The 22,855-nt window shown below is 66.3% G+C and carries 15 protein-coding genes and 4 tRNA genes; 12 read left to right on the top strand and 7 right to left on the bottom strand.

The window, feature by feature from the left end; all coding sequences use genetic code 11:
* Positions 1-6: 6 nt before the first annotated feature.
* Both NMB41_RS14945 and NMB41_RS14950 read right to left on the bottom strand, forming a co-directional pair.
* The gene (locus NMB41_RS14945; protein WP_494378606.1) at positions 7-1,794 is read right to left on the bottom strand and encodes a histone H1-like repetitive region-containing protein; all 1,788 of its coding nucleotides are present in this window, start codon (positions 1,792-1,794) and stop codon (positions 7-9) included.
* Positions 1,795-1,878: 84 nt separating this feature from the next.
* Positions 1,879-5,808 (bottom strand): sensor histidine kinase, encoded by a 3,930-nt coding sequence (locus NMB41_RS14950; RefSeq protein WP_494378607.1) that lies wholly within the window; start codon positions 5,806-5,808, stop codon positions 1,879-1,881.
* Between the two features lie 111 nt (positions 5,809-5,919).
* On the opposite strand from NMB41_RS14950, the gene NMB41_RS14955 reads away from it, so the two are divergent.
* The 5 genes from NMB41_RS14955 (at position 5,920) to NMB41_RS14975 (ending at position 7,544) form a co-directional block, all read left to right on the top strand.
* Positions 5,920-5,996: transfer RNA gene (locus NMB41_RS14955), tRNA-Arg, on the top strand.
* A 119-nt stretch (positions 5,997-6,115) separates the two neighbouring features.
* Positions 6,116-6,192: transfer RNA gene (locus tag NMB41_RS14960), tRNA-Arg, on the top strand.
* 120 nt (positions 6,193-6,312) lie between these two features.
* Positions 6,313-6,389 (top strand) — tRNA-Arg (locus NMB41_RS14965).
* Between the two features lie 120 nt (positions 6,390-6,509).
* Positions 6,510-6,586: transfer RNA gene (locus NMB41_RS14970), tRNA-Arg, on the top strand.
* Positions 6,587-6,995: 409 nt separating this feature from the next.
* On the top strand, positions 6,996-7,544 hold the full coding sequence (locus NMB41_RS14975; RefSeq protein ID WP_494378608.1) for an FxDxF family PEP-CTERM protein: 549 nt from the start codon (positions 6,996-6,998) through the stop codon (positions 7,542-7,544).
* Positions 7,545-7,588: 44 nt separating this feature from the next.
* Here NMB41_RS14975 and NMB41_RS14980 read toward each other — a convergent pair whose 3' ends face one another.
* Together NMB41_RS14980 and NMB41_RS14985 are read right to left on the bottom strand one after the other, a co-directional pair.
* Positions 7,589-9,493, bottom strand: a complete 1,905-nt coding sequence (locus NMB41_RS14980; RefSeq protein WP_494378609.1) for a sensor histidine kinase, YfiR-like protein-associated — start codon at positions 9,491-9,493, stop codon at positions 7,589-7,591.
* The gene (locus tag NMB41_RS14985; RefSeq protein WP_494378610.1) at positions 9,493-10,116 is read right to left on the bottom strand and encodes a TOL_0243 family YfiR-like periplasmic protein; all 624 of its coding nucleotides are present in this window, start codon (positions 10,114-10,116) and stop codon (positions 9,493-9,495) included. Before NMB41_RS14985 ends, NMB41_RS14980 begins: the two co-directional genes overlap by 1 nt.
* 540 nt (positions 10,117-10,656) lie before the next feature.
* Here NMB41_RS14985 and NMB41_RS14990 point away from each other — a divergent pair.
* The 5 genes from NMB41_RS14990 to NMB41_RS15010 all read left to right on the top strand — a co-directional run bounded on the left by NMB41_RS14990 (position 10,657) and on the right by NMB41_RS15010 (position 17,520).
* A complete protein-coding gene (locus NMB41_RS14990) occupies positions 10,657-11,628 on the top strand; it encodes an IS1595 family transposase (protein ID WP_494378611.1) in 972 nt (323 codons plus the stop codon).
* Positions 11,629-11,700: 72 nt separating this feature from the next.
* Complete coding sequence (locus NMB41_RS14995; RefSeq protein WP_494378612.1) at positions 11,701-12,303, top strand: 2-hydroxychromene-2-carboxylate isomerase; 603 nt, start codon at positions 11,701-11,703, stop codon at positions 12,301-12,303.
* Between the two features lie 89 nt (positions 12,304-12,392).
* On the top strand, positions 12,393-13,247 hold the full coding sequence (locus tag NMB41_RS15000; RefSeq protein WP_494378613.1) for a response regulator: 855 nt from the start codon (positions 12,393-12,395) through the stop codon (positions 13,245-13,247).
* A 139-nt stretch (positions 13,248-13,386) separates the two neighbouring features.
* Complete coding sequence (locus tag NMB41_RS15005; RefSeq protein ID WP_494378614.1) at positions 13,387-16,395, top strand: ATP-binding protein; 3,009 nt, start codon at positions 13,387-13,389, stop codon at positions 16,393-16,395.
* Positions 16,396-16,530: 135 nt separating this feature from the next.
* Positions 16,531-17,520 carry a response regulator gene (locus tag NMB41_RS15010; RefSeq protein ID WP_494378615.1) on the top strand — a complete coding sequence of 330 codons (990 nt, stop codon included), beginning with the start codon at positions 16,531-16,533 and terminating at the stop codon, positions 17,518-17,520.
* 155 nt (positions 17,521-17,675) lie between these two features.
* Here the strand turns inward: NMB41_RS15010 and NMB41_RS15015 are convergent, their stop codons facing one another.
* Positions 17,676-18,110 carry a hypothetical protein gene (locus NMB41_RS15015; RefSeq protein ID WP_494378616.1) on the bottom strand — a complete coding sequence of 145 codons (435 nt, stop codon included), beginning with the start codon at positions 18,108-18,110 and terminating at the stop codon, positions 17,676-17,678.
* 260 nt (positions 18,111-18,370) lie between these two features.
* Here NMB41_RS15015 and NMB41_RS15020 point away from each other — a divergent pair, with 260 nt between their 5' ends.
* The gene (locus tag NMB41_RS15020) at positions 18,371-19,999 is read left to right on the top strand and encodes a response regulator (protein ID WP_494378617.1); all 1,629 of its coding nucleotides are present in this window, start codon (positions 18,371-18,373) and stop codon (positions 19,997-19,999) included.
* 66 nt (positions 20,000-20,065) lie between these two features.
* Here NMB41_RS15020 and NMB41_RS15025 read toward each other — a convergent pair whose 3' ends face one another.
* Positions 20,066-20,530 (bottom strand): hemerythrin domain-containing protein, encoded by a 465-nt coding sequence (locus NMB41_RS15025; RefSeq protein ID WP_494378618.1) that lies wholly within the window; start codon positions 20,528-20,530, stop codon positions 20,066-20,068.
* Between the two features lie 164 nt (positions 20,531-20,694).
* Between NMB41_RS15025 and NMB41_RS15030 the strand changes: the two genes are divergently transcribed.
* The gene (locus NMB41_RS15030; protein ID WP_494378619.1) at positions 20,695-21,411 is read left to right on the top strand and encodes a sensor histidine kinase; all 717 of its coding nucleotides are present in this window, start codon (positions 20,695-20,697) and stop codon (positions 21,409-21,411) included.
* A gap of 80 nt (positions 21,412-21,491) precedes the next feature.
* Here NMB41_RS15030 and NMB41_RS15035 read toward each other — a convergent pair whose 3' ends face one another.
* The gene (locus NMB41_RS15035) at positions 21,492-22,796 is read right to left on the bottom strand and encodes an NAD(P)/FAD-dependent oxidoreductase (RefSeq protein WP_494378620.1); all 1,305 of its coding nucleotides are present in this window, start codon (positions 22,794-22,796) and stop codon (positions 21,492-21,494) included.
* Positions 22,797-22,855 lie beyond the last annotated feature (59 nt).

Genomic DNA, 22,855 nt, shown 5'->3' on the forward strand with positions numbered 1-22,855 from the left:
CCTCGATCACTGCAGGCGGATCGCCATGTCGAAAATCCAGGTACGCCGGATTTCTACCACGTCGTACTGGCGCGCCAGCGCCGGCGGGAACGGGCCATACGGCGCCTGGCTCGCGACAACCTGCCGGATCGCTTCGTCGATGGCCGGCACGCCGCTCGACACCACGAAGGTCACCTTCTCCACCGAACCGTCGGCACGCACCGCCACCGTCACGACCGGCTGGGTGTGGCGCTGCTTGACCAGTTCGCGCACGGAATCGAAGGCCATGTTCATTTCGATCTTGCGGCTCATGGCCTGCGCATAGTCGACCAGGTCGGCATTCGCGTCGGCGCGGCCGAACAGCCAGCCGCGGCGCAGGCTGCTGGTGGTGGGCGTCGTGCGCGGCGCGTCGGGCTGGGCCGCTTCCTGGTTCAGCTGCCGGCCGATGGCGCGCAGCCGCTCCTCGCGCTCGGCCTCCTGCGCGGCGCGTTCGCGTTGGGCCTGCTCCTGTTTCGTCCGTTCCTGGCGGGCCGCGTCTTGCCTGACAGCGTCTTCGCGCGCGGCCGCCTGCTTGGCGGCGTCCTGGCGGGCGGCTTCCTGGCGCGCCGCGTCCTCTCTAGCTGCTTCTTGTCTTGCCGCTTCCTGTCGTGACGCTTCCTGTCGAGCCGCTTCCTGGCGTGCCGCTTCCTGTCTTGCCGCATCCTGGCGCGCCGCTTCCTGGCGGGCTGCTTCCTGTCGTGTCGCGTCGTCGCGGGCGGCCGCTTGTTTGATTGCGTCCTGGCGCGCTGCCTCCTGCCTTGCCGCTTCCTGGCGGGCTAGCTCTTGCCTCGCCATTTCCTGGCGCGCCGCTTCCTGTCTCGCCGCGTCGTCGCGTGAGGCCGCTTGTTTGAGTGCGTCCTGGCGCGCCGCCTCCTGCCTTGCCGCTTCCTGACGGCCAGCCTCTTGCCTTGTCGTATCCTGACGGGCCGCTTCCTGACGGGCCGCTTCCTGACGGGCGGCTTCTTGCCTTGCTATTTCCTGGCGGGCCGTCTCCTGTCTTGCAGCCTCCTGGCGCGCGGCGTCCTGCTGCGCCGCCTCTTGCCGGGCCAGCGCCTGCGCCGTCGCCCGCTCCTGTTCCTGTTCCTGCTCCAGCCGGGCCTGTGCGAGCACGCGTTCGCGTGCTTCCTGTTCGATCTGTTTCTGGGCCGCCAGGTCCGGAGCCGGCATTTCCGCGCCCGGTGCGGGAGGATTGGGCGCTTCCGTCGCTGACGAAGCGCGCACGGCGGGGGCGTCGACCGCGAGCGGCAGGTTCACTTCGGGGCGCATTCCGGCAGGCCGAACGGGTTCCAGCACGGGCGCAGGAGCGGGTTCCGGCAAAGGCGCGGGGACGGGGGCTAAAGCGGCGGGTGCCGGAGCGGATTCAGGTGAAGGAGTCGATACGGGGGCGGCTTCGGTTTTCGGCGCAGCGGGTAGCGGCATGCGCATGGGCGCGGCAGCGCTCTTTTCGGCGACGGCAGGCGCAGGAGCAGCCGGCGCGGGTGCAGGTGCCGGTTCCGGTGCAGGCGGCTGCGCCGGCGCCAGCACGACGCGCAGATCGTCCGCCCCCAGGCGCCGCTCCTGCCACGGCAAACTCAGGCCTGGTAGTCCAAAGGTCTCGCCACCCAGCACCAGCGAGAGCAGCAGCACATGGGCCAGCAGGGACAGCGAAAAGGCGGTATTGACCCGGCGCGGGCTGCGCGCAAGGAGGAAAGCGGGCGCCGCCCCGAAAGCCACGGGCGCGGGCTCGTGCGGCGGCGCCGGTTGTACTGAGTGGACGAGTTGGAGCGGTTTGGCCATTGGGACGAATGCAAAGCTGCCAAAGAGGCAACGAACTGAGCGATGCTATCACAGGGCAGGCGCGAATCGCGCCCGCGCGCCGGCTCAGACGTGCAGGGTCCCCTGCGGGTCCGGCAGCGGGCGCGTCACGGGCGCGCGCAGGGGCAGCTCGAGCACGAACACGGTGCCGCTTCCAGGCGCGCTCTCGACCCGGATCGCGCCGCCCAGCAGCGAGGTCGCGATCGTGTGGGCGATGTTCAGGCCCAGGCCCGTGCCGCCCTGCCCCATGCGCGTCGTGAAGAAGGGATCGAACACGCGCGCCAGGTGCTCGCGCGCGATGCCGCGGCCGTCGTCGGCGAACGCGATCCGGACCCAGTCGCTGTCGATCAGCTCGGCCGACAAGCGCATGCTGCCGCCCGGGCCCTCGAAGGCGTGCAGCAAGGCGTTGTTGACGAAGTTGATCAGGACCTGGCCCAGCGGCCCGGGATAGCTGTCCATCGCGATCCCGCCCGGCACCTCCAGCACCAGGGCGTGGCCCGCCAGGCGCACCTTGTTCATCAGGGTCGCGACGATTTCCTGGCAGGCCAGCCCCAGCTCGAAACGGCGGCGCTGGGCGCTGGCCTGGTCGACCGAGACCTGGCGGAAGCTGTTCACCAGGTCGGCCGCCTGGTGCAGGCTGCGCACGATCAGCTCCGACGCCTCGCCGGCCGCACCGACATAGCCGTCCAGTTCCGAGCGCCGCAGCGCCGAGGTCTCGAGCGCCTTGCGGATGCCGAGCGTCTTTTCGTGCAGGGTGCTCGCCATTAAAAGGCTGTTGCCGATCGGGGTATTGAGTTCGTGGGCGACGCCGGCCACGAGCGAACCGAGCGAGGCCAGCTTTTCCTGGGCCGCGAGCTGGCCCTGCACGTCTTTCAACTGGCGATAGGCCTGGGCATTGTCGAGCGCGACGCCGACATAGGCCGCCAGCGTGCGCAGCATGTCCAGGTGCACGCGCTGGTAGGCGCGCGGCGCGAAACTCTGCACGGTCAGCGCCCCCAGCACGCGCTGGCCGACCGCGACCGGCACGTAGAGGAGCGAGCGCGGCAGCCTGGTGGCCGGCGCATCGGCGGCGCAGGGCAAGGCCTCGGAGGCGGCATCGGCCGGGTCCACGCCCGGCAGGTAGCGCGCCGCCTCGAGCGCCAGTTCGTTGATGAACACCTCGCGCCCGTGCTCGATGCACCAGGCGGCCAGCTGGCACGGATCGCGCCGCTCGCGCTGCGAGGGCGCGCTGCGGCGGCCCTCGACCACCGCGTAGGCGAAATCGAACAGCAGGCCGTCGGGGCGGGCCACCGCCACCGCGAACACCGGCGCCTCCATCAGCACCTGGACGTGTTCGTAGAGCGTGGCCATGATCGCCTCGGTGTCGAGGTTGGCGGTCAGGCGGCGGCCGATGTCGGACAGGAGCGTAATGTTGCGGCGTGCGCTGTCGGCGGCCTCGCCCTGCTCCTCGGCCTCGCGCTTGCGCAGTTCGGCCGCGTCCTTTTGCAGCACCAGTTCGGCCGTGCGGGCGCCGACCTCGCGCGCCAGCACTTCCTTTTGCTGCACCAGCGCGCGAAAGCGCAGGCGCCAGGCTGCCGCGGCGGCGGCCGCGATCGCGCCCAGCACGAGCAGGCGGAACCACCAGCTGCTCCACCAGGGCGGCGTGATCGTGATCGTCAGCGCGGCCGGCGCCTCGCTCCAGACCCCGTCCTTGTTGCTGGCCCGGACCCGGAACACATAGCTGCCCGGATCGAGGTTGGTATAGGTGGCGAAGCGCCGCCCGGCATCGGTCTCGACCCAGCCGGCATCGAAACCCTCGAGCCGGTAGGCATAGCGGTTGCTGGCCGGCGCGGCGTAGTGCAGGCCCGCGAATTCGAGCGAAAACACCGACTCGCGCTGGGTCAGCGTGATCTCGCGCGTGCGCTCGATCGGTGTGGCGAGGCGCTGCGGCTTGTTAAAGACGAGGAAATCGGTAATCCGCACGACGGGTGGGAAAGGATTGTCGCGGATCGCATCCGGGTCGAAGGAACTGAGCCCGTTCACGCCGCCGAAGTGCAGGCGCCCATCCGGCCCGCGCGCACTCGAACCGACAAAGAAGGTGCCGTCGATCAGGCCATCCTTGGCCGTGTAATGCTTGTACTGGCCGCTGGCCGGATCGTAGCGGCTCAGGCCATCGGTCAGGCTGGCCCACACGCGCCCGCGCTTGTCCTCGAGGACGGCGTCGATCGGCATCGGTTTGCGCGAGTCGTGCAGCTTCACCAGGCGGAAGGCCGTCCTGCCGGCGCGGTCGACTTCCATCCAGTGCAGCCCGCCGGCGCTGCCGACCCAGAGCCGGCCGTCCTTTGCCAGCGCCAGGCTGTAGATGCGGTTGTGGCGCAGGCTGCCCGGGTCGGCCGGATCGTGGCGGTAGTGCGTGAAGACGCCCGTGCGGCGGTCGAACCGGTCCAGGCCATTGTCGGTACCTATCCAGAGCATGCCCTGCGCGTCTTCCAGCATCTGGAACAGGGTGCTGTCGCCAAGGCCCTGCGGCTGGCGCGGGTCGTGGCGCCAGCTTTGCCGCACCGTCAAATCCTCGTTCAGCTGGTACAGCCCGGCGCGCGTGACCACCCACAGCGCTCCGTCGCGGGTACGCACGACTTCCTGCACCGCGGCCGTGCCCAGGCCAGGGAGCGCGATCCGGTGAAAGCGCGTGCCGCGCAAATCGCTCCAGGCCAGTGCCCCGGTGCTGCCCACAAACAGGCGTTCGCCCGCAATCGAGAGGCTGTGCACGACGTCGCTCGGAATGGTCGCCTCGTCTCCCTCGCGGTGGCGCAGCTGCATGGTGGCCCCGCTGTCGGGATCGAACAGCACCAGGCCGCCGCCGGTGGTGCCGATCCAGCTCTTGCCGTCGGGGCGCACGGCGATGTCGCGCACCTTTTCGAAGCCGATCCGGTAGCTGCCTTGCGGCCGGAAGCTGAAGTTCGAGAAGCCGCCGCTGGCCAGATCGGTGCGCGAGAGACCGCGAAAGCGGGTGCCGACCCAGAGCGTGCCGCTGCGGTCGATCCGGATCGAGCCGACCTGGTTGTCGGCCAGGCTGTGGGCGTCGAGCGGCTGGTTGTTATAGGTGACGAAGCGAGCGATGGTCGGGTCCAGCCATTTCACGCCATCGAGGTCGGTGCCGGCCCAGAGCGTGCCGCCGGCGTCGTGATAGAGCGCACCCACGCGCATCTCGCCCATGCCCTCGGCCGCGCCGATGGTGCGCCGCTCTGGCATGGCGCCGGCCAGGTCCCAGGCTTCCAGGCCGGCGTCGGTGCCGACCCAGAGCGTGTCGCGGGGCCCCATCGAGAGCGCATTGATGCGGGCGTGGCGCGGGTCCTTGCAGAGCGGGGCGATGTGTTCGAGCTGGGTGGCGCCAGGCGCCAGCCGCCCCACCCCGCGCGCCGTGCCGGCCCACAGCACGCCGTGGCCGTCGAAAGCGAGCGCGCTGACGGCATTGCCCTGGGCGGCGTGGTCGTGGCCGGGATGGCGGATCGTGGTGAAGGCGCCGCTGGCCGGGTCGAAGCGGGTCAGGCCTTCGCTCGTGCCCAGCCAGAGCATGCCCTGGCGGTCGGCGACGATCGCATTCACGCTGCGGTTGGCGCTTGCGGGCGCGCCGGCATCGGTCAGCGCATAGCGCACGAACTTGCCGGCGGCCGCATCGAAGCGCGCCAGGCCCCCTTTGGTGCCGAACCAGAGCCGTCCCTCGCCATCCTCGAAAGACGCATTGATGAAGCTGTCGGGAAGCGAGCGTGGGTCTTGCGGGTCGGTGCTGTAGACGGTCATCTTGTAGCCGTCGTAGCGGTTCAGGCCGGCCTGGGTGCCGAACCACATGAAGCCCTGGCGGTCCTGCAGGATGGTCAGCACGGATTCCTGCGACAGCCCATGCTGGATCGACACCTGCTCGAAGCGCAGGTTGCGCGCTGCGCTGGCGCCCGCAGTGGCGTGCAGCGCCAGCGTGCACAGGACCGCCGCAAGCAAGCGCAAGGTAATGCCAACCATAATCTCGTCACATCGAAATGCAGAATGGCTAATCTACCAGAGGAGCCCAAAGAGTTGCAATGAATTAAGACTTCCGGATTGCCGGCAGCGCTGCTATAATTCGTCTCACGGGCGGCTGTAGCTCAGCTGGATAGAGTACTTGGCTACGAACCAAGGGGTCGTGGGTTCGATTCCTGCCAGCCGCACCACGAATATGAAGGCCAGATCGCGAGATCTGGCCTTTTTCGTTTGGCCGTCTATCACCAGATGAGCCGTGCTTTGCGAGCCCTTCCCAATTTGCCGATGCCCCGCTATAATGCGTGCTCGGGCGGCTGTAGCTCAGCTGGATAGAGTACTTGGCTACGAACCAAGGGGTCGTGGGTTCGATTCCTGCCAGCCGCACCACGAATATGAAGGCCAGATCGCGAGATCTGGCCTTTTTCGTTGGGCCGTCCATTAACCGGATAAACCGTGCTTTGCGAGCCCTTCCCAATTCGCCGATGCCCCGCTATAATGCGTGCTCGGGCGGCTGTAGCTCAGCTGGATAGAGTACTTGGCTACGAACCAAGGGGTCGTGGGTTCGATTCCTGCCAGCCGCACCACGAATATGAAGGCCAGATCGCGAGATCTGGCCTTTTTCGTTTGGCCTCCATTCACCGGATCGGCAGGGCTTCGCGAGCACTTCCCAATTTGCCGATGTCCCGCTATAATGCGTGCTTCGGGCGGCTGTAGCTCAGCTGGATAGAGTACTTGGCTACGAACCAAGGGGTCGTGGGTTCGATTCCTGCCAGCCGCACCACAGTTTCAAGGAAATGGCTCAGAAGAGATTCTGAGCCATTTTTCTTTTCCGCTTCCCTTTTCCTCCCGCACCTGTCGCCGCGACAATCCGCCGCTTTGCATAAACACGCGAGTCTTAATCAGGGCTTAGCTCAGCAGAGGACGCGCCCTTTCATTTTCGTAGGAAGACGCTGACGTGTTTCGAGCAATTCGTCCGCATTTTCCACTCAACAATTGCCTCATCGGCGGCGTCCTATGAGCAGACTGCCTTTCAACGCATCCCCGCTGAAAATGTCCGAGCAGTATCGAGTGTCGCCGCAGAGTCACAGCTCTTGCAAATGACGCAAATCGGCCCTCCCCTTTGCTAGCATGAAGTCCCCGATTGCCATAACCCGGCCGCAGGACGCGGCTGATTTTCGCGAGAGGACGTTATGAAAAAATCGTTAATAGCTGCAGCGGTGCTGGCAAGCGCTGCATTCGCTGCGCCCGGAGCCTGGGCGCAGTCCGATGTCAGCAGTACGCCGCAAGCCCTCGACCTGGTGGACAATTCCGCCTTCTTCGGCGACAGCTTCGAAGCCGACAACAGCGGGAATACTTTTGCCGACCGCTTTACCTTCAGTGTGACCGGCACCGTCGGCCAGAACCTCGATGCCATCGTCGCTTCGGTCAGCCGCACGGCCGACGTCGGGCTCGATATCACGAGCATCTCGCTATTCGACGGCAACGACACCCTGCTCAGCCAGGGAACGTCGCTGGAAACCGGTGCGGTGGATGTCTGGTCGGTCGCAGGGGGCAACCTGAGCGCGGGGGACTATTACCTGCGCGTGAACGGCACCATCGTGTCCGATGATGGCGCATCCTTCGGCGGGGCGATGATGCTCATGCCGGTACCGGAACCCGGCGCCTACGGCATGATGCTGGGCGGCCTGGGCATCCTGGGCTTCCTGGCGCGGCGCCGCAAGGCCAAGCGCGAGGGATAAAGAAGTGCCGGTACGGCGGGACGCAGGCGCTCCGCCGTACCTTTTCAGGTCCGCAGCTTTTTAATAATGCTGCGGTTGCTGAGGATTTCCTCGATCTGCTCGAAACGCACCGGCTTGACCATGTGGTGATCGAACCCGGCCTCGAAGGCGAGCTGGCGGTCCTTTTCCTGGCCCCAGCCGGTAACCGCGATCAATACCGTCATCGGGCCGCAGGAAAGCTTGCGGATGCCGCGCGCCAGGTCGTAGCCCGACATCGCCGGCAGGCCGATGTCGAGGAAGGCGTAGTCCGGGCAGAAGCGCGCCGCGGCCGCCAGGGCGTCGGGACCGTTGTGGGTGATCACCACGCTGTGGCCCATGGCAGTGAGCAAGGCGCCGATGCTGTTGACGAAGTCGACGTTGTCGTCGGCCAGCAGGATGCGGTAGGTCTCGGTGCTGATGAAGGCGGCCGGCGTCGGTTTCGTCGGCAGCTCCGGTTCGACCACGATCGGCAGGCGCACCGTGAAGCGGCTGCCGCGGCCAAGGCCTTCGCTCGATGCCGCGATCGTGCCGCCGTGCAGCTCGACCAGCTTGCGTGCCAGCGACAGGCCGACACCCAGGCCCGCATTCGTGCGCTCGAGGGTCGAATCGACCTGCACGAACATCTCGAAGACCGAATCGAGCATGTCGGGCGCCAGGCCAATGCCGGTATCGGCCACGTCGAGCACCAGGGTCTTTTCCTCGACATGGGCCTTCAGGGTGACGCGCCCGCCGCGGTTCGTGTACTTCGCCGCATTGTTCAGCAGGTTCGACAGGATCTGCGCCAGGCGCGTGGCGTCGCCGTGCAGGAACACCGGACGGTCCGGCAAATCGATCGCCAGTTCGTGCCCGTGCAGCTCGATATAGGTGCGTACCACTTCGAGCGCATCGTTCACGACGGCTTTGAGTTCGACGCGGCCCATCTTGATGGCGAACTTGCCGGTATTGATGCGCGAAACGTCCAGCAGGTCGTCGACCAGGCGCACCATCTGGCGCAGCTGGCGTTCCATGATGTCGGTCGCGCGCTGGGTGGCCTGGGCGTCGCCGCTCCTGATGCGCAGGATGTCCAGGCCCGTGCGGATCGGCGCCAGCGGATTGCGCAGCTCATGCGCGAGGGTCGCCAAAAATTCGTCCTTGCGGCGGTCGGCCACGATCAGCGCATCCTCGGCCTTCTGGCGCACGTCCATTTCGTGTTCGAGGGTGCGGTTGGCCGTCTGCAGGGCCTCGGCGCGGCGCCCGATCTCGGCCAGCATGTCGTTGAAAGCTTCGACCAGCACGCCGATCTCGCCGCTGTTATTGCCCGGCACCCGCAGCGTGAAATCGCGCTGCTGCATCACCTGGCGCGCCACGTTCGTCACCGCCTCGAGCGGACGCGTGATCGCCGCCTGCAGGCGCGAGGCGACCAGGGCCGCGATCACCAGCGCGCCCAGCATCACGCCACCGAGGATGGCGCCGTAATTGAGAAGACGCTCGAGCAGGCCGTAGCGCGCGCGCAGGAAGACGGTGCCCACCAGCTCCCCGTTTTCGACGACCTTGTGCCAGACCTCGAGCTGGCCGCGCTCGATCCGGTAGCCGGCCGGCTGCGGGCTCGACGGCAGGGTCTGCTCGGTGCCGGCCTTGGCATAGGTGGCAAAGCGCGCGCCGGTGTTGGCATAGACGGCGCCGGCCAGGATCTGCGGACGCGCGCGCAGCACGGAGAGCTGCTGGCGCGCGGTCACGGCATCGTTGAAGGCCAGGGCCGGCGCGGTGACGCTGGCCATGATGTCGGCCTGGGTGGTGAGGTCGTCGACCCAGTAGCGCTGGAAGGTGCGCAGGTCGAGCAGCAGCATGGCGATCGAGGCCGACAACAGGGCCGCCAGCGTCGTGAAGACCGCCATCTTGATCAGTTTGCTGCGGACGGAACCGCCGTCGTGGGAATGCTGGCGTGACTGCATCAGCTGTTTCCCTTTACCACGCGATTAGCGACCGTCAACAGGCGCGAACTGAGTTTCACGTTATTCCTCTCTGCCGAGTCGAGCGAGACGTCGAACCGCACCCGCTCCTCGATGATCCTGAAATTGATGACGCTGCCCTGCTGCAGCCCGAGCTCGCACTCGGTGACCGGCAAGGGAGCGGACGAGGCCGCGCGCAGGATGCGTCCCGAGCGGGCGCTGTCGCCGCCGGCCACGAACAGCAGGTGCACCTGGGCCTGCTCGCCTTCGCGCAGCGTGCGCACGATGATCGGGCGCCCGCGCACCTGGCGCCCGGCCACCACGCGCGACAGTTCGGACGCCATCTCGTCCGAGCCCACCACGCCGATCGTCACCGGGGAGCCGCTGTCGGCAAACGCCGCGGCGGGAAAGTCGGCATAGCCGAGAAACTTGTAGAGAAAGGCGGCCTTGACGCGGCGCTCGAGCGCCTGGCTGGTTCCGCCCTGGGCGAAGGCCGGCACGACCGGCAGGGCGCCGCCCGCGAACAGGGCCGCGGCGCAGGCCAGCGACCAGCCGACGGCGCGCCGCCGCTGCCGGAGCGCGGGGGACGACAGCGGCGGGGTTTGGAAGAAGCGGTGTCGGGTCATTGGCCGGGGTTAAATTTGCAGGTCACGCTCATTGCCGATGCGTTCGAAGGTCTGGCACACACCCGGTTCGCCAGACTCGTCATGTCCGTGCCGAAGCAACGGGCGTGCAACCACCACCCGCCATACGGCATGCATCGAACGCATGATAGCCCGGCAAGATCAATTCCGACAGTGCGGGCATGGAAACCCGCCGCTCGCTGGGAGGCCCGATGTTGCGCAGCGATGAAATGTTTCGTGACATATATGTCATGGTAAAACATTTTCTTCAATGCACCAAGCGAGTGCGGGGGATCGCCTCCGCATGCAGCGCGCATATGCAACAGCCATATGAAACATCAATGACCGTCATCAGAAATCTAAATTGGCAATCGGTATTGCAATGCAACATAATTCTTCCTGTCTCCTCTATTGTCCTTCTCGGAAAATAGATTCAGCCCGCTTCTCTGGAGTGGGCTTTTTTTTAGGCGCTGTTCGCGTTAAGTGTGGAATTCTCCGGAACGGCTGAGGTCCAACCTCGACCGTACTGAGACCGGAGACGCCATGCAAGCACTTCCGTTCGAGCACTTTCTCAAGCAACTTTCCACCCTGACCCGGCGCCAGCGCGAGCGCTTGCTTGCGCTGCTGGTGCCGGCGGCCAAACGCGACCAAGCCGTCGACCTCATCGAGCAGGCGGCGGCGCAGCGCCTCGTCTGTCCAGGCTGCCACTCGCGCCAGCTGCACCGGCACGGCCGCGCCCACGGCCTGCAGCGTTATCGCTGCACGGAATGCGGACGTACCTGCAACGCCTTGACGGGCACGGCACTGGCGCGCCTGCGCCACAAGGAGCGCTGGGTCGACTACCTCGGCGGCATGCTCGACTCGCGCAGCATCCGCCGTGCCGCCGCCGAGCTGGGCGTGGCCGGCGCCACCAGTTTTCGCTGGCGCCACCGTTTCTTAAAGGTGAGCAAGGACGACCGGCCGCAGTGCCTGGGCGGCATCGCCGAGGCCGACGAGATGTATGTACTGGAGTCGCAAAAGGGATCGCGCACGCTCGATCGCCCATCGCGCAAGCGCGGCGGCAAAGCAACAAAACGCGGGATATCGAACGAGCAGATGTGCGTGCTGGTGGCCCGCGACCGCACCGGCCAGACCCTGGACTGGGTCCCGGGCAAGGGCGCATTAACGCTGGCGCAATTGCACCAGCACCTGCTGCCGCGCCTGGAACGCGATGTCCTGCTGGTCTCCGACGGCCATCCCGCCTACCGGGCCTTCGCCCGGCAAGCCGGCATCACCCATGAGGCGGTCAACCTGAAAGCGGGGATCCGGGTACGCGGCGCAATTCACGTGCAGAACGTTAACAGCTACCACAGCCGGCTGCGCGGCTGGCTGCTGCCGTTTCGTGGCGTGGCCAGCCGTTATCTGAGCAATTATCTGGGTTGGCGCTGGGCGCTCGATGGCGGGCGCATCAACACAGCCGAAGGATTGCTAAGGACGGCGCTCGGCATCGGGCGCGCGACGGATCTCCACACTTAACGCGAACAGCGCCTTTTTTTACCTCTCGTCTTGGCGATTTGTTATCATTTCCCGATCAGCCCGGGAGACGCCATGACCCAGCCCATCGAATTCTGGTTCGAGTTCGGCAGCAACTACAGCTACCTGTCCGCAATGCGCATCGAGGCCCTGGCATTTGATGCCGGCGTCGATGTGCTGTGGCGCCCTTTCCTGCTCGGTCCCATCTTTCGCGAACTCGGCTCGAGCAGCTCGCCCTTCGTGCTGCAGCCGGCCAAGGGCCGCTACATGTGGCGCGACATGGAGCGCCAGGCCGAGAAATACGGTTTGCCCTGGCGCCGCCCGAGCGCCTTCCCGCGCAGCGCCGTGCTACCGATGCGGGTGGCCGCGCTGAGCGCGGGCGAACCCTGGATCGGCGCATATTGCCGGCGCGTGATGCAGCAGAACTGGGTGCAGGACCGCGAAATCGACGACGCGGCGGCCGTGCGCGAGGCCCTGGACGGCCTGGTGCCGGACCCGGAAGCCGTCCTGGCCGCCGCCCTCGCTCCTGACAACAAGCTGCGCCTGCGCGCGAATACCGAAGCGGCGGCGGCGCGCGGCATCTTCGGCGCGCCGACCTTTTTCGTGGGCGACGAGATGTTCTGGGGCAACGACCGGCTCGAGGATGCCATCGCCTGCGCCGCCGCGCGCCCATCCTGAAGGCCGAAACCGGCCGCGCCCGCCCGGGCTGCCGCACTCCCCGCTTCAGCGCGCCGCCAACAGGCCATCATTTAGTGTACGATTCGGCCATGTTTTTGAATACACAACAGGCCGTCTCCATGCACGCTCCAGGTAATTCCCTCCGCACCGTTTCCTCCTACGACTGGAGCGCCAGCGCGCTTGGCGACCCCGCGGGGTGGCCGCTGGCGCTGCGCACGGCGGCAGACCTGATGTTCAATACGCCGCTGCCGATGCTGCTGGCCTGGGGCCCGCAGCCCCTGGTGCTGTGCAACGAAGCGTATGGCGAACTGGCCGGACCGGGCTTTTGCCGCGTGCCGGGTGGCTCGGTGCCGGCGGTGCTGCCCCCGCCCTTTGCCGCCGCCGGCGAGGCGCTGGCTGGCGCCTGGCGCGGCGAAGCGGCCTGCGCCGCCGGAACCCGCGTCAACTTCGGCGCCGCGGCCGCCCATTTCGACCTGTATTTCACCCCGCTGGCGGGCGAGGCCGGCCAGATCGGCGGCGTGCTGTGCGCGCTGAACGCGACGCAGGCGGCGCAAGCTGCGCCTGGCGAGGAGGCCGGGACGCTGTCGATCCTGGTGGTCGAAGACAACCTCGATTCGCAATACCTGGTCTGCGAGATGCTCAAGGCCTTCGGCTACGAAGCCGACGGCGTGGCCCATCCCGACGACGCGCTGGCGCACCTGGCCGCGCGCCACTACCACGTGCTGTTTACCGACGTCAGCCTGCCCGGCATGTCGGGCGTCGACCTGGCGCGCCTGTCGCTGGGACGCTACCCGCACCTGAAAGTGATTTTCGCGTCGGGTTATGGCGACATGCTGCTGCGCCATCTCGACTTCCCTTACCAGTCGCTGCAAAAGCCGTACGAGCTCGATCAGCTGCAGGATGCGCTCGGGCGGGTCTCCGGCGCGCTGCAGGCGGGCGCCTGAGTGGCGCGCACGCGTGTGCAGGCATTCAGGGCGGCCGGGCTAGAATGCCCGGAAGCCGCGCCCCTGCGCGCGCGCCGCATCCAGCCAGGCCCCGCTCTTGCCATGACCTTCATTCCTATCTCGTCCCATGGGGCAGCGCGTGAGCGATAACCGCGACGACCTCGAACTGATGCGCTCGGCCGCGCTGCGCAATGCCACGACCGTGCTGGCCGCGCGCCAGCAGGCCGAAGCCGAGCTGGCCGCCGCCAAAGAAGCGCTGCGCCTGGCCAATGCGCGCACCGAAAACATGCTCGAAAGCCTGACCGACGCCTTCTGCGCGGTCGACTTCGACTGGTGCATCACCTATGTCAACGGGCGCGCGCTGCAGCTGCTGGCGCCCCTGAACAAGTCGCGCGAAGGGCTGCTCGGGCGCTCCCTGTGGGAGGAGTTCGAGGAACTCAAGGGCACCAACCTGGCCTCCGAACTGGAACGCGCGATGCAGACGCGCCAGGCCGGCAGCCGCGAATTCTTCTATCCGCGCCTGGCGATCTGGGTCGAGGCGCGCATCTATCCCTCGCCGGACGGCCTGACCCTGTATTTCCACGACATCACGCGGCGCCGCGCCGACCAGCAGGCCCTGATTGACGGCAACAGCCGGCTGCAGGTGGCGCTGGCCGCCGGACGCCTCGGCGACTGGCGATGGGACGCCGCCAACGACCGCGTCAGCCTGGGCGAGCGCGCCGCCGAAATCCTCGGCCTGGACCCGATCGCGGCGCATGCCTGGCCCGAGCTGCGCGCGCGCCTGGACGAACCGGACCGCGAAACCGTGCGCCGCGAAGTGCTGCATGCCTTTGCCACCCACACCGGCCTGAACATCGAATGCCGGCTGCTGCCCGATGGCGGCCCGGCGCGCTGGATCGCCCTGGTCGGACGCGCCGACTATGCCAACCCGGCCGTGCGCGACAGCGTCACCGGCATGACCGGCGTAGTGCAGGACATTTCCTCGCGCAAGAGTGCCGAAGACAACCTGCGCCAGAGCGAGGAAGTCCTGCGCGCGCTCGCCAACACGATCCCGCAGCTGGCCTGGATGGCGCAGGCCGACGGCGCCATCGTCTGGTTCAACGAACGCTGGTACGAATACACCGGCACCACTCCAGAGGGCGCAACCGGCTGGGGCTGGCAAGACACGGTCGAACCGGACGCCCTGCCCGCCATGCTCGAACACTGGCGCGCCTCGATCCGCAGCGGCGCGCCCTTCGAGATGGAATACCCGATCCGCGGCGCCGACGGCCAGTACCGCTGGTACCTGACGCGCGTGAACGCCGTGCGCGACCGCCACGGCAAGGTGGTGCGCTGGTTCGGCACGAATACCGACGTCGACCAGGTCAAGCGCGTCGAACAGGCCCTGCGCGAAGAATCGAAAGTACTCGAACTCCTGAACAGCACCGGCGGCGCGCTGGCCTCGACGCGCGACCTGCGCTCGCTCCTGCAGGTGGCCACCGACGCCGCCAGCGGCATCGCCGGCGCGCGCTTCGGCGCCTTCTTCTATCACGGCAAGGAAAGCGACGGACCGAAGTTTTCGCTCTACACGCTCTCCGGCGGCACTGCCAAGGAATTCCAGAGTTTCGGCGAGCCCCAGGCCAGCGCCCTGTTCGGCCCGAGCTTCCGCGGCGCCGGCCTGATCCGCATGGACGACATGCAGGGCGACCCGCGCACCGGCCGCAGCCCGTCGCAGTTCAGCCTGCTGTCGGGCCAGCCGACGGTGCGCAGTTATCTCGCCGTGCCGGTCACGGCCGGTTCCGGCGAAGTGCTCGGCACCATGTTCTTCGGTCACCCGGAGCCAGGCATCTTTACCGAGCGCACCGAACGCATCGTGCGCGGGATCGCCGCCCAGGCCGCGGTCGCGCTCGACAATACGCGCCTTTACGAAGCGGCCCAGCAGGCCGCCGAAGAGCGCAAGGTGCTGCTGGAAAGCGAGCGCGAGGCGCGCGCCGAAGCCGAGCGCTCGAGCCAGATGAAGGACGAATTCCTGGCGACGCTCTCGCACGAACTGCGCACGCCGCTCTCGGCCATCCTCGGCTGGGCCCAGGTGCTGCGCCGCGGCGGCAAGGACGAAAACGACCTGCAGCGCGGCCTGCAGACCATCGAGCGCAACGCACGCGCCCAGGCCCAGCTGATCGAAGACCTGCTCGACATGAGCCGCATCACCTCGGGCAAGGTGCTGCTCGACATGCAGACCCTGAAGCCCGAGGGCTTCCTCGACGCCGCCATCGAAACCGTGCGCCCGGCGGCCGACGCCAAGAACATCCGCATCGAGAAGCGCTATGCACTGGCCCCCGGCATGGTCGCGGGCGACCCGGCGCGCCTGCAGCAGGTGGTCTGGAACCTGCTCTCGAATGCGATCAAGTTCACGCCTCGCGACGGCCTGGTGACGGTGGAACTGGCGCCGCGCGACGGCTCGGTGGTCGTCACCGTGCGCGACACCGGCGCCGGCATCCGCCCGGAATTCATCACCCACGTGTTCGAGCGCTTCCGCCAGGCCGACGCCTCGATGACGCGCCGCCACGGCGGGCTGGGCCTGGGCCTGGCCATCGTCAAGCACCTGATCGAGCAGCACGGCGGCACGGTGCGCGCAGAGAGTGCCGGCGAAGGCCTGGGTGCGAGCTTCTCCTTCGAACTCCCGCTGGCCAAGGCCATGACGCGCGCCGAGCGGCGCAGCGCCATGATCCTGGGCAGCCCGCCGCCGGCCGCTCCCGACCTGACCCTGCGCAACCTGACCGGGGTGTCGGTGCTGGTGGTCGACGACGACCGCGACGCGCGCGAGCTGATCCTGCGCATCCTGACCGACTGCCACGCCAAGGTACGCATCGCCGGCAGCGCCCGCGAAGCCTTCGAAACCCTGCAGGCGGACATGCCGGACCTTCTCATCAGCGACCTGGGGATGCCCGAAGTCGATGGTTTTGAGTTATTGTCGTGGATACGGGCTCTGCCGCGCGACCGCGGCGGGCTGCTCCCGGCCGTCGCCCTGACCGCGTTCGCACGCTCCGAAGACCGGCTGCGCGCGCTCGAAGCGGGCTTTTCCTCGCATATTTCCAAGCCCGTGGAGCCGAGCGAATTGATCGATGTGGTGGGTTCGCTGGTGCGTCCGGCGGCCGCACGAAAGCATTAATGAAGTTCCTACTATAGGACGCGGCGCTGTCCTACAAGAAATTCTTTAGCCTTTGATAGACTACGTGAAGTGGGAAAGTTGGATTTCTGAAGTGAACTTAGTTTCCTTCCAGTACCTATTTCGAAGAGACAAAGCATGCCGAGCAGACAAGAAATTTTGAACGCCAAGATCCTGGTCGTGGACGATTCGCCAGACAATATCGAATTGATGGAAGAGATATTGCGCGAAGAAGGCTACGCCAACGTCAGCTCGACCATGGAGCCGGAGCAGGTTTGCCCGCTGCACCGCGAGCACAACTATGATCTGATCCTGCTCGACCTGCAGATGCCGGGCCTGAACGGTTTCCAGGTGATGAAAAGCCTGAAGGAAATCGAAAAAGGCGGCTACCTGCCGGTGCTGGCCCTGACCGCCCAGCCGAGTTTCAAGATCGCCGCCCTGGAAGCAGGCGCGCGCGACTTCATCAGCAAACCCTTCGACCTGCTGGAAGTGCACAAGCGCATCCACAACATGCTCGAAGTGCGCCTGCTCTACAAGGAGCTGGCCCAGTATTCGAAAGCCCAGCAGGAGCTTGCCCTGCACGACGCCCTGACGGGCCTGCCGAACCGGCGCCTGCTGGAAGACCGCATCGAAACGGCCCTGCAGCACGCCAACCGCAGCCATGCGAAGGCCGCGATCATGTATCTCGACCTCGACGGCTTCAAGGCGATCAACGATACCTATGGCCACGCCTATGGCGACGAGATCCTGAAAATGGTCTCGCAGCGCCTCCTGGCCACCTCGCGCAAGGAAGACACGGTCGCACGCCTGGGCGGCGACGAATTCATGGTCGTGCTGGGCGACATCCACAGCCTGGCCGATGCCCAGGGGCCGGCCGCCAAGCTGGTCGATGCCCTGGTCGAGCCTTTCTTCATCAACGACCTGACGCTGCGCCTGTCGACCTCGATCGGCATCAGCATTTACCCGGACGATGCCGAATCGGTCGACGCCCTGATCAGCATCGCCGACTACGCGCTCTACGAAGCCAAGCGCTCGGGCAAGAACCGCTACTGCTCCACCGGCAGTGGCCCGAAGGTCGCGCTCAAGACGCCGGCCAAGCAGGTGCCGGAGCTGGTGCCGCACAGGTAAGGCGCACGCCATAAAGAAAGGCCCGATTCCAATGCGTTGGAATTGGGCCTTTTTTACATGCGTGAACCGTTGATGGATTCAATCTGTAAACGACAACGGCGCCCGCACCCGCATTGCTGCGGGCGCGTGCGCCGCTCTATCGGATCAATCGATTGTTACGACTGGCCCGGGGTCCTGCCGACATTCGTATGCCCGCACGCTTCTTCATTGTGCGCGCCGATGGCCGCCGCATTCTGGTGGTCGCGCGCCGCTTCGACCTTCTCGGGCGCCACCTCGATGCGGGTGATGCCGGAATCGACCGAGATCGGGTCGCTGGCCGGGAAGGTCATCTCGACGGCGTCGTCGAGCAGGGTTTCCTTGGCCGTTTCCGAGGCAGACAGCGAGCCGGGGGCGGCAATCATTTCGATGGCGAAGGCGTTGGCAATGACCTGGTGCCGGGCCAGCTGGCCGATGGTGGTCACGTTGAAGGCCTCGCGCAGTGCCCTGGCCTCTTTTTCGCCGATGCCGCACAGGGCCGTCAGCGGTGCATCCACCAGTTCCATGGGCGTTTTGCCGCGGTACTGCTCGCTTACGATGGTATCGATGTTCATTTTTGTCCTCTCAAGTAAGCAGCCTGTTCAAGTTCGACCGGGTCGAACTGGACGTGGTTCCACTATCGCATGCGGCACCCCGTTCGTATGTGCGCTGGCGAACACGCAACACCCGGCACGATTGCCCACAAGCATTAGAAATCGGCGTGCTATGATTCGCTCGCCTGATTTGTGTCTTTACTTTGGAAAACAAAGGCTCTCTGCTATCCTTTCAGTCCCGCAGAATCTTGGCCCACTACGACGAACGCAGCAGGAACGACGTGCCAACAATCGACAAACCAAAAATTCTGGTCGTGAACGACGATGCCGCAAGCCTGCTGGCCTTGAGCAGTCTGCTCGACCAATGGGCCGACGAAACGGGCTACACGGTACTGGCCGCGCGTTCCGGCCAGGAAGCGCTGCGCCAGGTGCTGCTGCACGACTTTGCCGTGATCATCCTGGACGTCAACATGCCCGGCATGGACGGGTTCGAGACGGCCGAAGCGATCCACCAGCGCGCCCGTTCCGCCGACATCCCGATCATCTTCGTCACCGCCTTCCTGGCCGATGAGATCGATCGCCTGAAGGCCTATCAGCGCGGCGCCGCCGACTTTCTGTTCACGCCCGTCATTCCGCAGATCCTGCATGCCAAGGTGTCGGTCTTCGTGGCCCTGGCCAACAAGAACGAGCAGCTGCGCCGCCAGACCGAAAAGCTGTCCCAGCGCACCGAGGAACTGACCGGCACCAACGAGCGCCTGATGCGCGAGATCGAGGAACGCCAGGCAGCCGAGGCCAAGAGCCACGCGAAAGACGAATTCCTCGCCATGCTGGGCCATGAACTGCGCAACCCGCTGTCGGCGATTGCCAGCGCCGCGGCCCTGATCGACATGCCGGGCGCGCACGCCGAGATGGCCTCCCGCGCGCGCCAGATCATCCAGCGCCAGACCCAGCACCTCTCGCGCATCGTCGACGACCTGCTCGACCTGTCGCGTGCGATGTCGGGCAAGATCCTGCTGGCGCGCAAACCGGTCGACATGGCCAGCCTGGTCGGCGCCTGCCTCGACACCTTCCGCGCCACCGGCCGCACCGGCGGCTACCGCATCAATGTCGACCTGGCGCCGAACTGGGTCGACGGCGATCCGACGCGCCTGGAACAGATCGCGACCAACCTGATCGACAATGCGCTGAAATACACGCCGGCCGGCGGCACGATCGACATCACGATTGGGCTTGGAGGCGAGGACGTGCTGCTCACCGTGCGCGACACCGGCGTGGGCATCGCGCCCGACCTGCTGCCGCACGTGTTCGACGTGTTCGTCCAGGGCTCGATCAGCCTGGACCGCGCCCAGGGCGGCCTCGGTATCGGCCTGTCGCTGGTGCGGCGCCTGGTCGAACTGCATGGCGGCAGCGTCGGCGCCACCAGCAGCGGCGCCGGCGAAGGCAGCGCCTTCACGATCCGCCTGCCGCGCGCCGAAGCGATGCAGCCCCAGCACACGCCGCAGCCCGTTGCGGCCAGCGAAGCGCCCGGCAAACCGGCCGTGCTCCTGATCGAAGACAACGAGGATGGCCGCGAAATGATGGCGACCATGCTCGACGTGTATGGCTATCCCGTGCTGCAGTCGGCCGACGGGCTCGATGGCGTGTCGCTGGCCACCGCCCACCTGCCGAACGTGGCCCTGGTCGACATCGGCCTGCCCGGCATCGACGGCTACGAAGTGGCACGGCGCCTGCGCGCCAATCCGGCCACCAGCGCCATGCGCCTGATCGCCCTCACCGGCTACGGCCTGGCCGAAGACCAGCGCCGCGTGCTCGAAGCGGGCTTCGACATGCACCTGGTGAAACCGGTCGATATCGCCCAGCTGCTCGGCGCGCTGGGAGAACCGGCAGCCTTGCCTGCCGCGGCGGGGTAAGCGCGGCACGGACGTAAAAAAGCGGCGCTTCGGCGCCGCTTTTCATTGCTCCCGCACTGGACGGGATTACTGCGTCGCTTCGATTTCCATCTGGCGCGCCTTCATTTCCTGGCCCAGTGCCTTCAGGTCCAGCTTCAGTTCGCGCGTCTTCGGGAACATTTCTTCTTCCTCTTCCTGGACGTGGTGCTCGACCAGTTCGCCCAGCACCTTGACCTTGGCGTCGTACAGGTCGTCGCCCGGATCCATTTCCATGATCTGCGCGATCAGGTCCTTGGCAGATGCGTGTTCGACCACGGCCTCGTCGACCATGTCTTCGGTCTCTTCGCTCGCTTCGCGGGTAGCCGGGTAGTAGATCTCTTCTTCGATCGTCGTGTGCATGATCAGCGCATTGCAGATCTCGTCAGCCAGCTTTTTCTTGCTGACCTTGGCGCGGTCGGTCATGTTCTCGAAGCGGTCGAACATCTCCTTGACCTCGCGATGCTGTTGCTTTAACAGCGCAATGGCGTCAATCGGTTCATTGCTTTTCGTCATGAGAACTCCCTGATGGTGTTTGTGGTTTTAACAAGATATCCAGGCCTCCAGCATCGTCCGAAACGCCTTGACGCACTGTTCGGCAGCGCACGCAGTGCGCCCACTGTGCGCGCTGCGTGCGCGAAGCTGATGTATTATTTGGGAAACATTCAACCGAGCCTACGATGACCGCACCGGACCCGCAACACCTCGACCCGGACCTGGAACGGCTGGTTGCAGAACGCACCGCCGCACTGACCGAGCTGGTCACGCACCTGATGAATTGCTGGGACGACGAGCGCCGCCTGCTGGCGCGGCAACTCCACGACAGCCTGGGTTCGTCGATGACGGCGCTCACCATGCACCTGGGCCTGCTGTCGAAGGGCCTTAGCGACGGCAAGGCGCTCGACCGCGCGCAGCAGATGAAGACGCTCCTGAACGGCATCATCGAAACCAACCGCCAGGTGCAGCTAAACTTGTGGAACGACAAGCTGGAATTCCTGGGCATCAAGGCGGCGCTGTCGGAGCTGGTGGCCGAGTTCGGCCAGGAACACGGCATCAAGGCGAGCGTCAGCCTGCCCGACGACGACGACGCCTATCCGCGTGGCCAGGGCGTGGCCCTGCTGCGCTGCGCCGAAGAAGGCCTGCGCAACGCCCTCGAACATGCGAAGGCGACGGCGGTCGAGGTGATTCTCGATGACGACGGCGAGCAGCTCATGCTGACCGTACGCGACAATGGCGTCGGGCTGGCGCGGCCGGCGCCGGCGGAGTCGCTGCATTGCCATGGGCTGCGCCTGCTGCGCGAACGGGCGCGGGGGCTGGGTGGGAGTGTGGCGCTGGGGCGGGTCGAGGGTGGCGGGACCGCGCTCACCATGATTTTGCCGCGGCATGCGGTGGATTGACGGCCCGGGTAATCAGCGACACGTAAAAACGCGTGGACTCCCGAGTCCACGCGTTACGTGCCCCCGCACACCCCCAAGCGTCAATGCAATTTGACCAGCGGCGTCGTCCTGCGAATCAGGAAACGCGCAATCGCCAGCACCCCGGTGCGCATCGCCCCCAGCACCGCCTGGTGGTGCATCAGGTGCAGGCTGGTGTACATCACGCGCCCGATCATGCCCTCGACGAACCAGCTCGCGCCGCTCAGCGACCCCATCAGGCTGCCGACGCTGGTCGTCTTGCCGAGCGAGACCAGGGAACCATAATCGCGGTACAGATAGGGCTTGTCGTCCTGCGGCTTGCCGGCCGCGCGGCGCACGAAATCCTTCACCAGGTAGTCGGCCTGCTGGTGCGCGGCCTGAGCGCGCGGCGGCACGGGCTTGCCGGCGCCATCGAGGCAGGCGGCGCAATCGCCCAGCGCATACACGCCAGTGACGCCCTGCACGCGTAATTGGGCATCGACTTCGATCTGGCCGCCCTTGTTCACCGGCAGGCCGAGCGCGCCAAGGAATTCCGGCGCGCGGATGCCGGCCGCCCAGACGCACAGGCTGGCCGGATAGACGTTGCCGTCGGCATCATGGATGCGGTCCGCTTCGATTTTGGTGACGCGGCAGTTATTGACGACGCGGATGCCGCGCTCATCGAGCAGCTTGAGGGCCGCCTTCGACACCCGTTCGGGCAGCGGCGCCAGGATGCGCGGCGCGCCTTCGAGCAGCGTGATGCGCACGTCGCGCTTGACCTGCAGACGCGAGAAACCGTAGGTAGCGTACACGCCGGAGGCTTCGCGCAGTTCCGCCGCCAGTTCGACGCCGGTGGCGCCGCCGCCGATGATGACGATGTCGAGCGCGGCTTCCAGATCCTTGGCTTCTTCGCGCGCCTGTTCGGCCGTGGCCATCAGGCGCAAGAGGCGCAGGCGGAAGCGCTCGGCGTCTTCGGTGGCGTTCAGGGAAATGGTATGTTCGCGCGCGCCGGGCACGCCGAAATAGTTGGAGGTACTGCCGACTGCGATGACGAGCGAACCGTAATCGATGCGCCGTTCGTGCAGCACATCTTCGCCATCAGGGGCGCGCACGGCGCCGACCGTGATGCGGCGCGCCGCATGATCGAGCGCCGTCATCGGGCCGTAGACGAAGGTGAAACCGTTATCGTGGGCCAGCATCTGGTAGGAGAGGCCCTCTTGGTGGATGTCGAGGGTACCGGCCGCCACCTCGTGCAGCGAGGGCTTCCAGATGTGATACAGGCGCATGTCGACCAGTATCACCTTCGTGGGACCGAGCTTGCGCCCGAGTTTGCAGGCCAGTTCCAGCCCGCCCGCCCCGCCACCTACGATCACGATTTCGCTCTGCAAGCCACACTCCCCAGGTTGCGCCGCCGGCCAGGCGGGTTATTGGCTACATGGCAAGTGTA

The sequence above is a fragment of the Massilia sp. FBCC-B171 genome (assembly GCF_059134155.1).

Excerpts from the sequence above, each read along its gene's own strand:
- NMB41_RS14945 (WP_494378606.1), bottom strand. The coding sequence starts at position 1,794 with ATGGCCAAACCGCTCCAACTCGTCCACTCAGTACAACCGGCGCCGCCG.
- NMB41_RS14950 (WP_494378607.1), bottom strand. The coding sequence starts at position 5,808 with ATGGTTGGCATTACCTTGCGCTTGCTTGCGGCGGTCCTGTGCACGCTG.
- NMB41_RS14975 (WP_494378608.1), top strand. The coding sequence starts at position 6,996 with ATGAAAAAATCGTTAATAGCTGCAGCGGTGCTGGCAAGCGCTGCATTC.
- NMB41_RS14980 (WP_494378609.1), bottom strand. The coding sequence starts at position 9,493 with ATGCAGTCACGCCAGCATTCCCACGACGGCGGTTCCGTCCGCAGCAAA.
- NMB41_RS14985 (WP_494378610.1), bottom strand. The coding sequence starts at position 10,116 with ATGACCCGACACCGCTTCTTCCAAACCCCGCCGCTGTCGTCCCCCGCG.
- NMB41_RS14990 (WP_494378611.1), top strand. The coding sequence starts at position 10,657 with ATGCAAGCACTTCCGTTCGAGCACTTTCTCAAGCAACTTTCCACCCTG.
- NMB41_RS14995 (WP_494378612.1), top strand. The coding sequence starts at position 11,701 with ATGACCCAGCCCATCGAATTCTGGTTCGAGTTCGGCAGCAACTACAGC.
- NMB41_RS15000 (WP_494378613.1), top strand. The coding sequence starts at position 12,393 with ATGTTTTTGAATACACAACAGGCCGTCTCCATGCACGCTCCAGGTAAT.
- NMB41_RS15010 (WP_494378615.1), top strand. The coding sequence starts at position 16,531 with ATGCCGAGCAGACAAGAAATTTTGAACGCCAAGATCCTGGTCGTGGAC.
- NMB41_RS15015 (WP_494378616.1), bottom strand. The coding sequence starts at position 18,110 with ATGAACATCGATACCATCGTAAGCGAGCAGTACCGCGGCAAAACGCCC.
- NMB41_RS15025 (WP_494378618.1), bottom strand. The coding sequence starts at position 20,530 with ATGACGAAAAGCAATGAACCGATTGACGCCATTGCGCTGTTAAAGCAA.
- NMB41_RS15030 (WP_494378619.1), top strand. The coding sequence starts at position 20,695 with ATGACCGCACCGGACCCGCAACACCTCGACCCGGACCTGGAACGGCTG.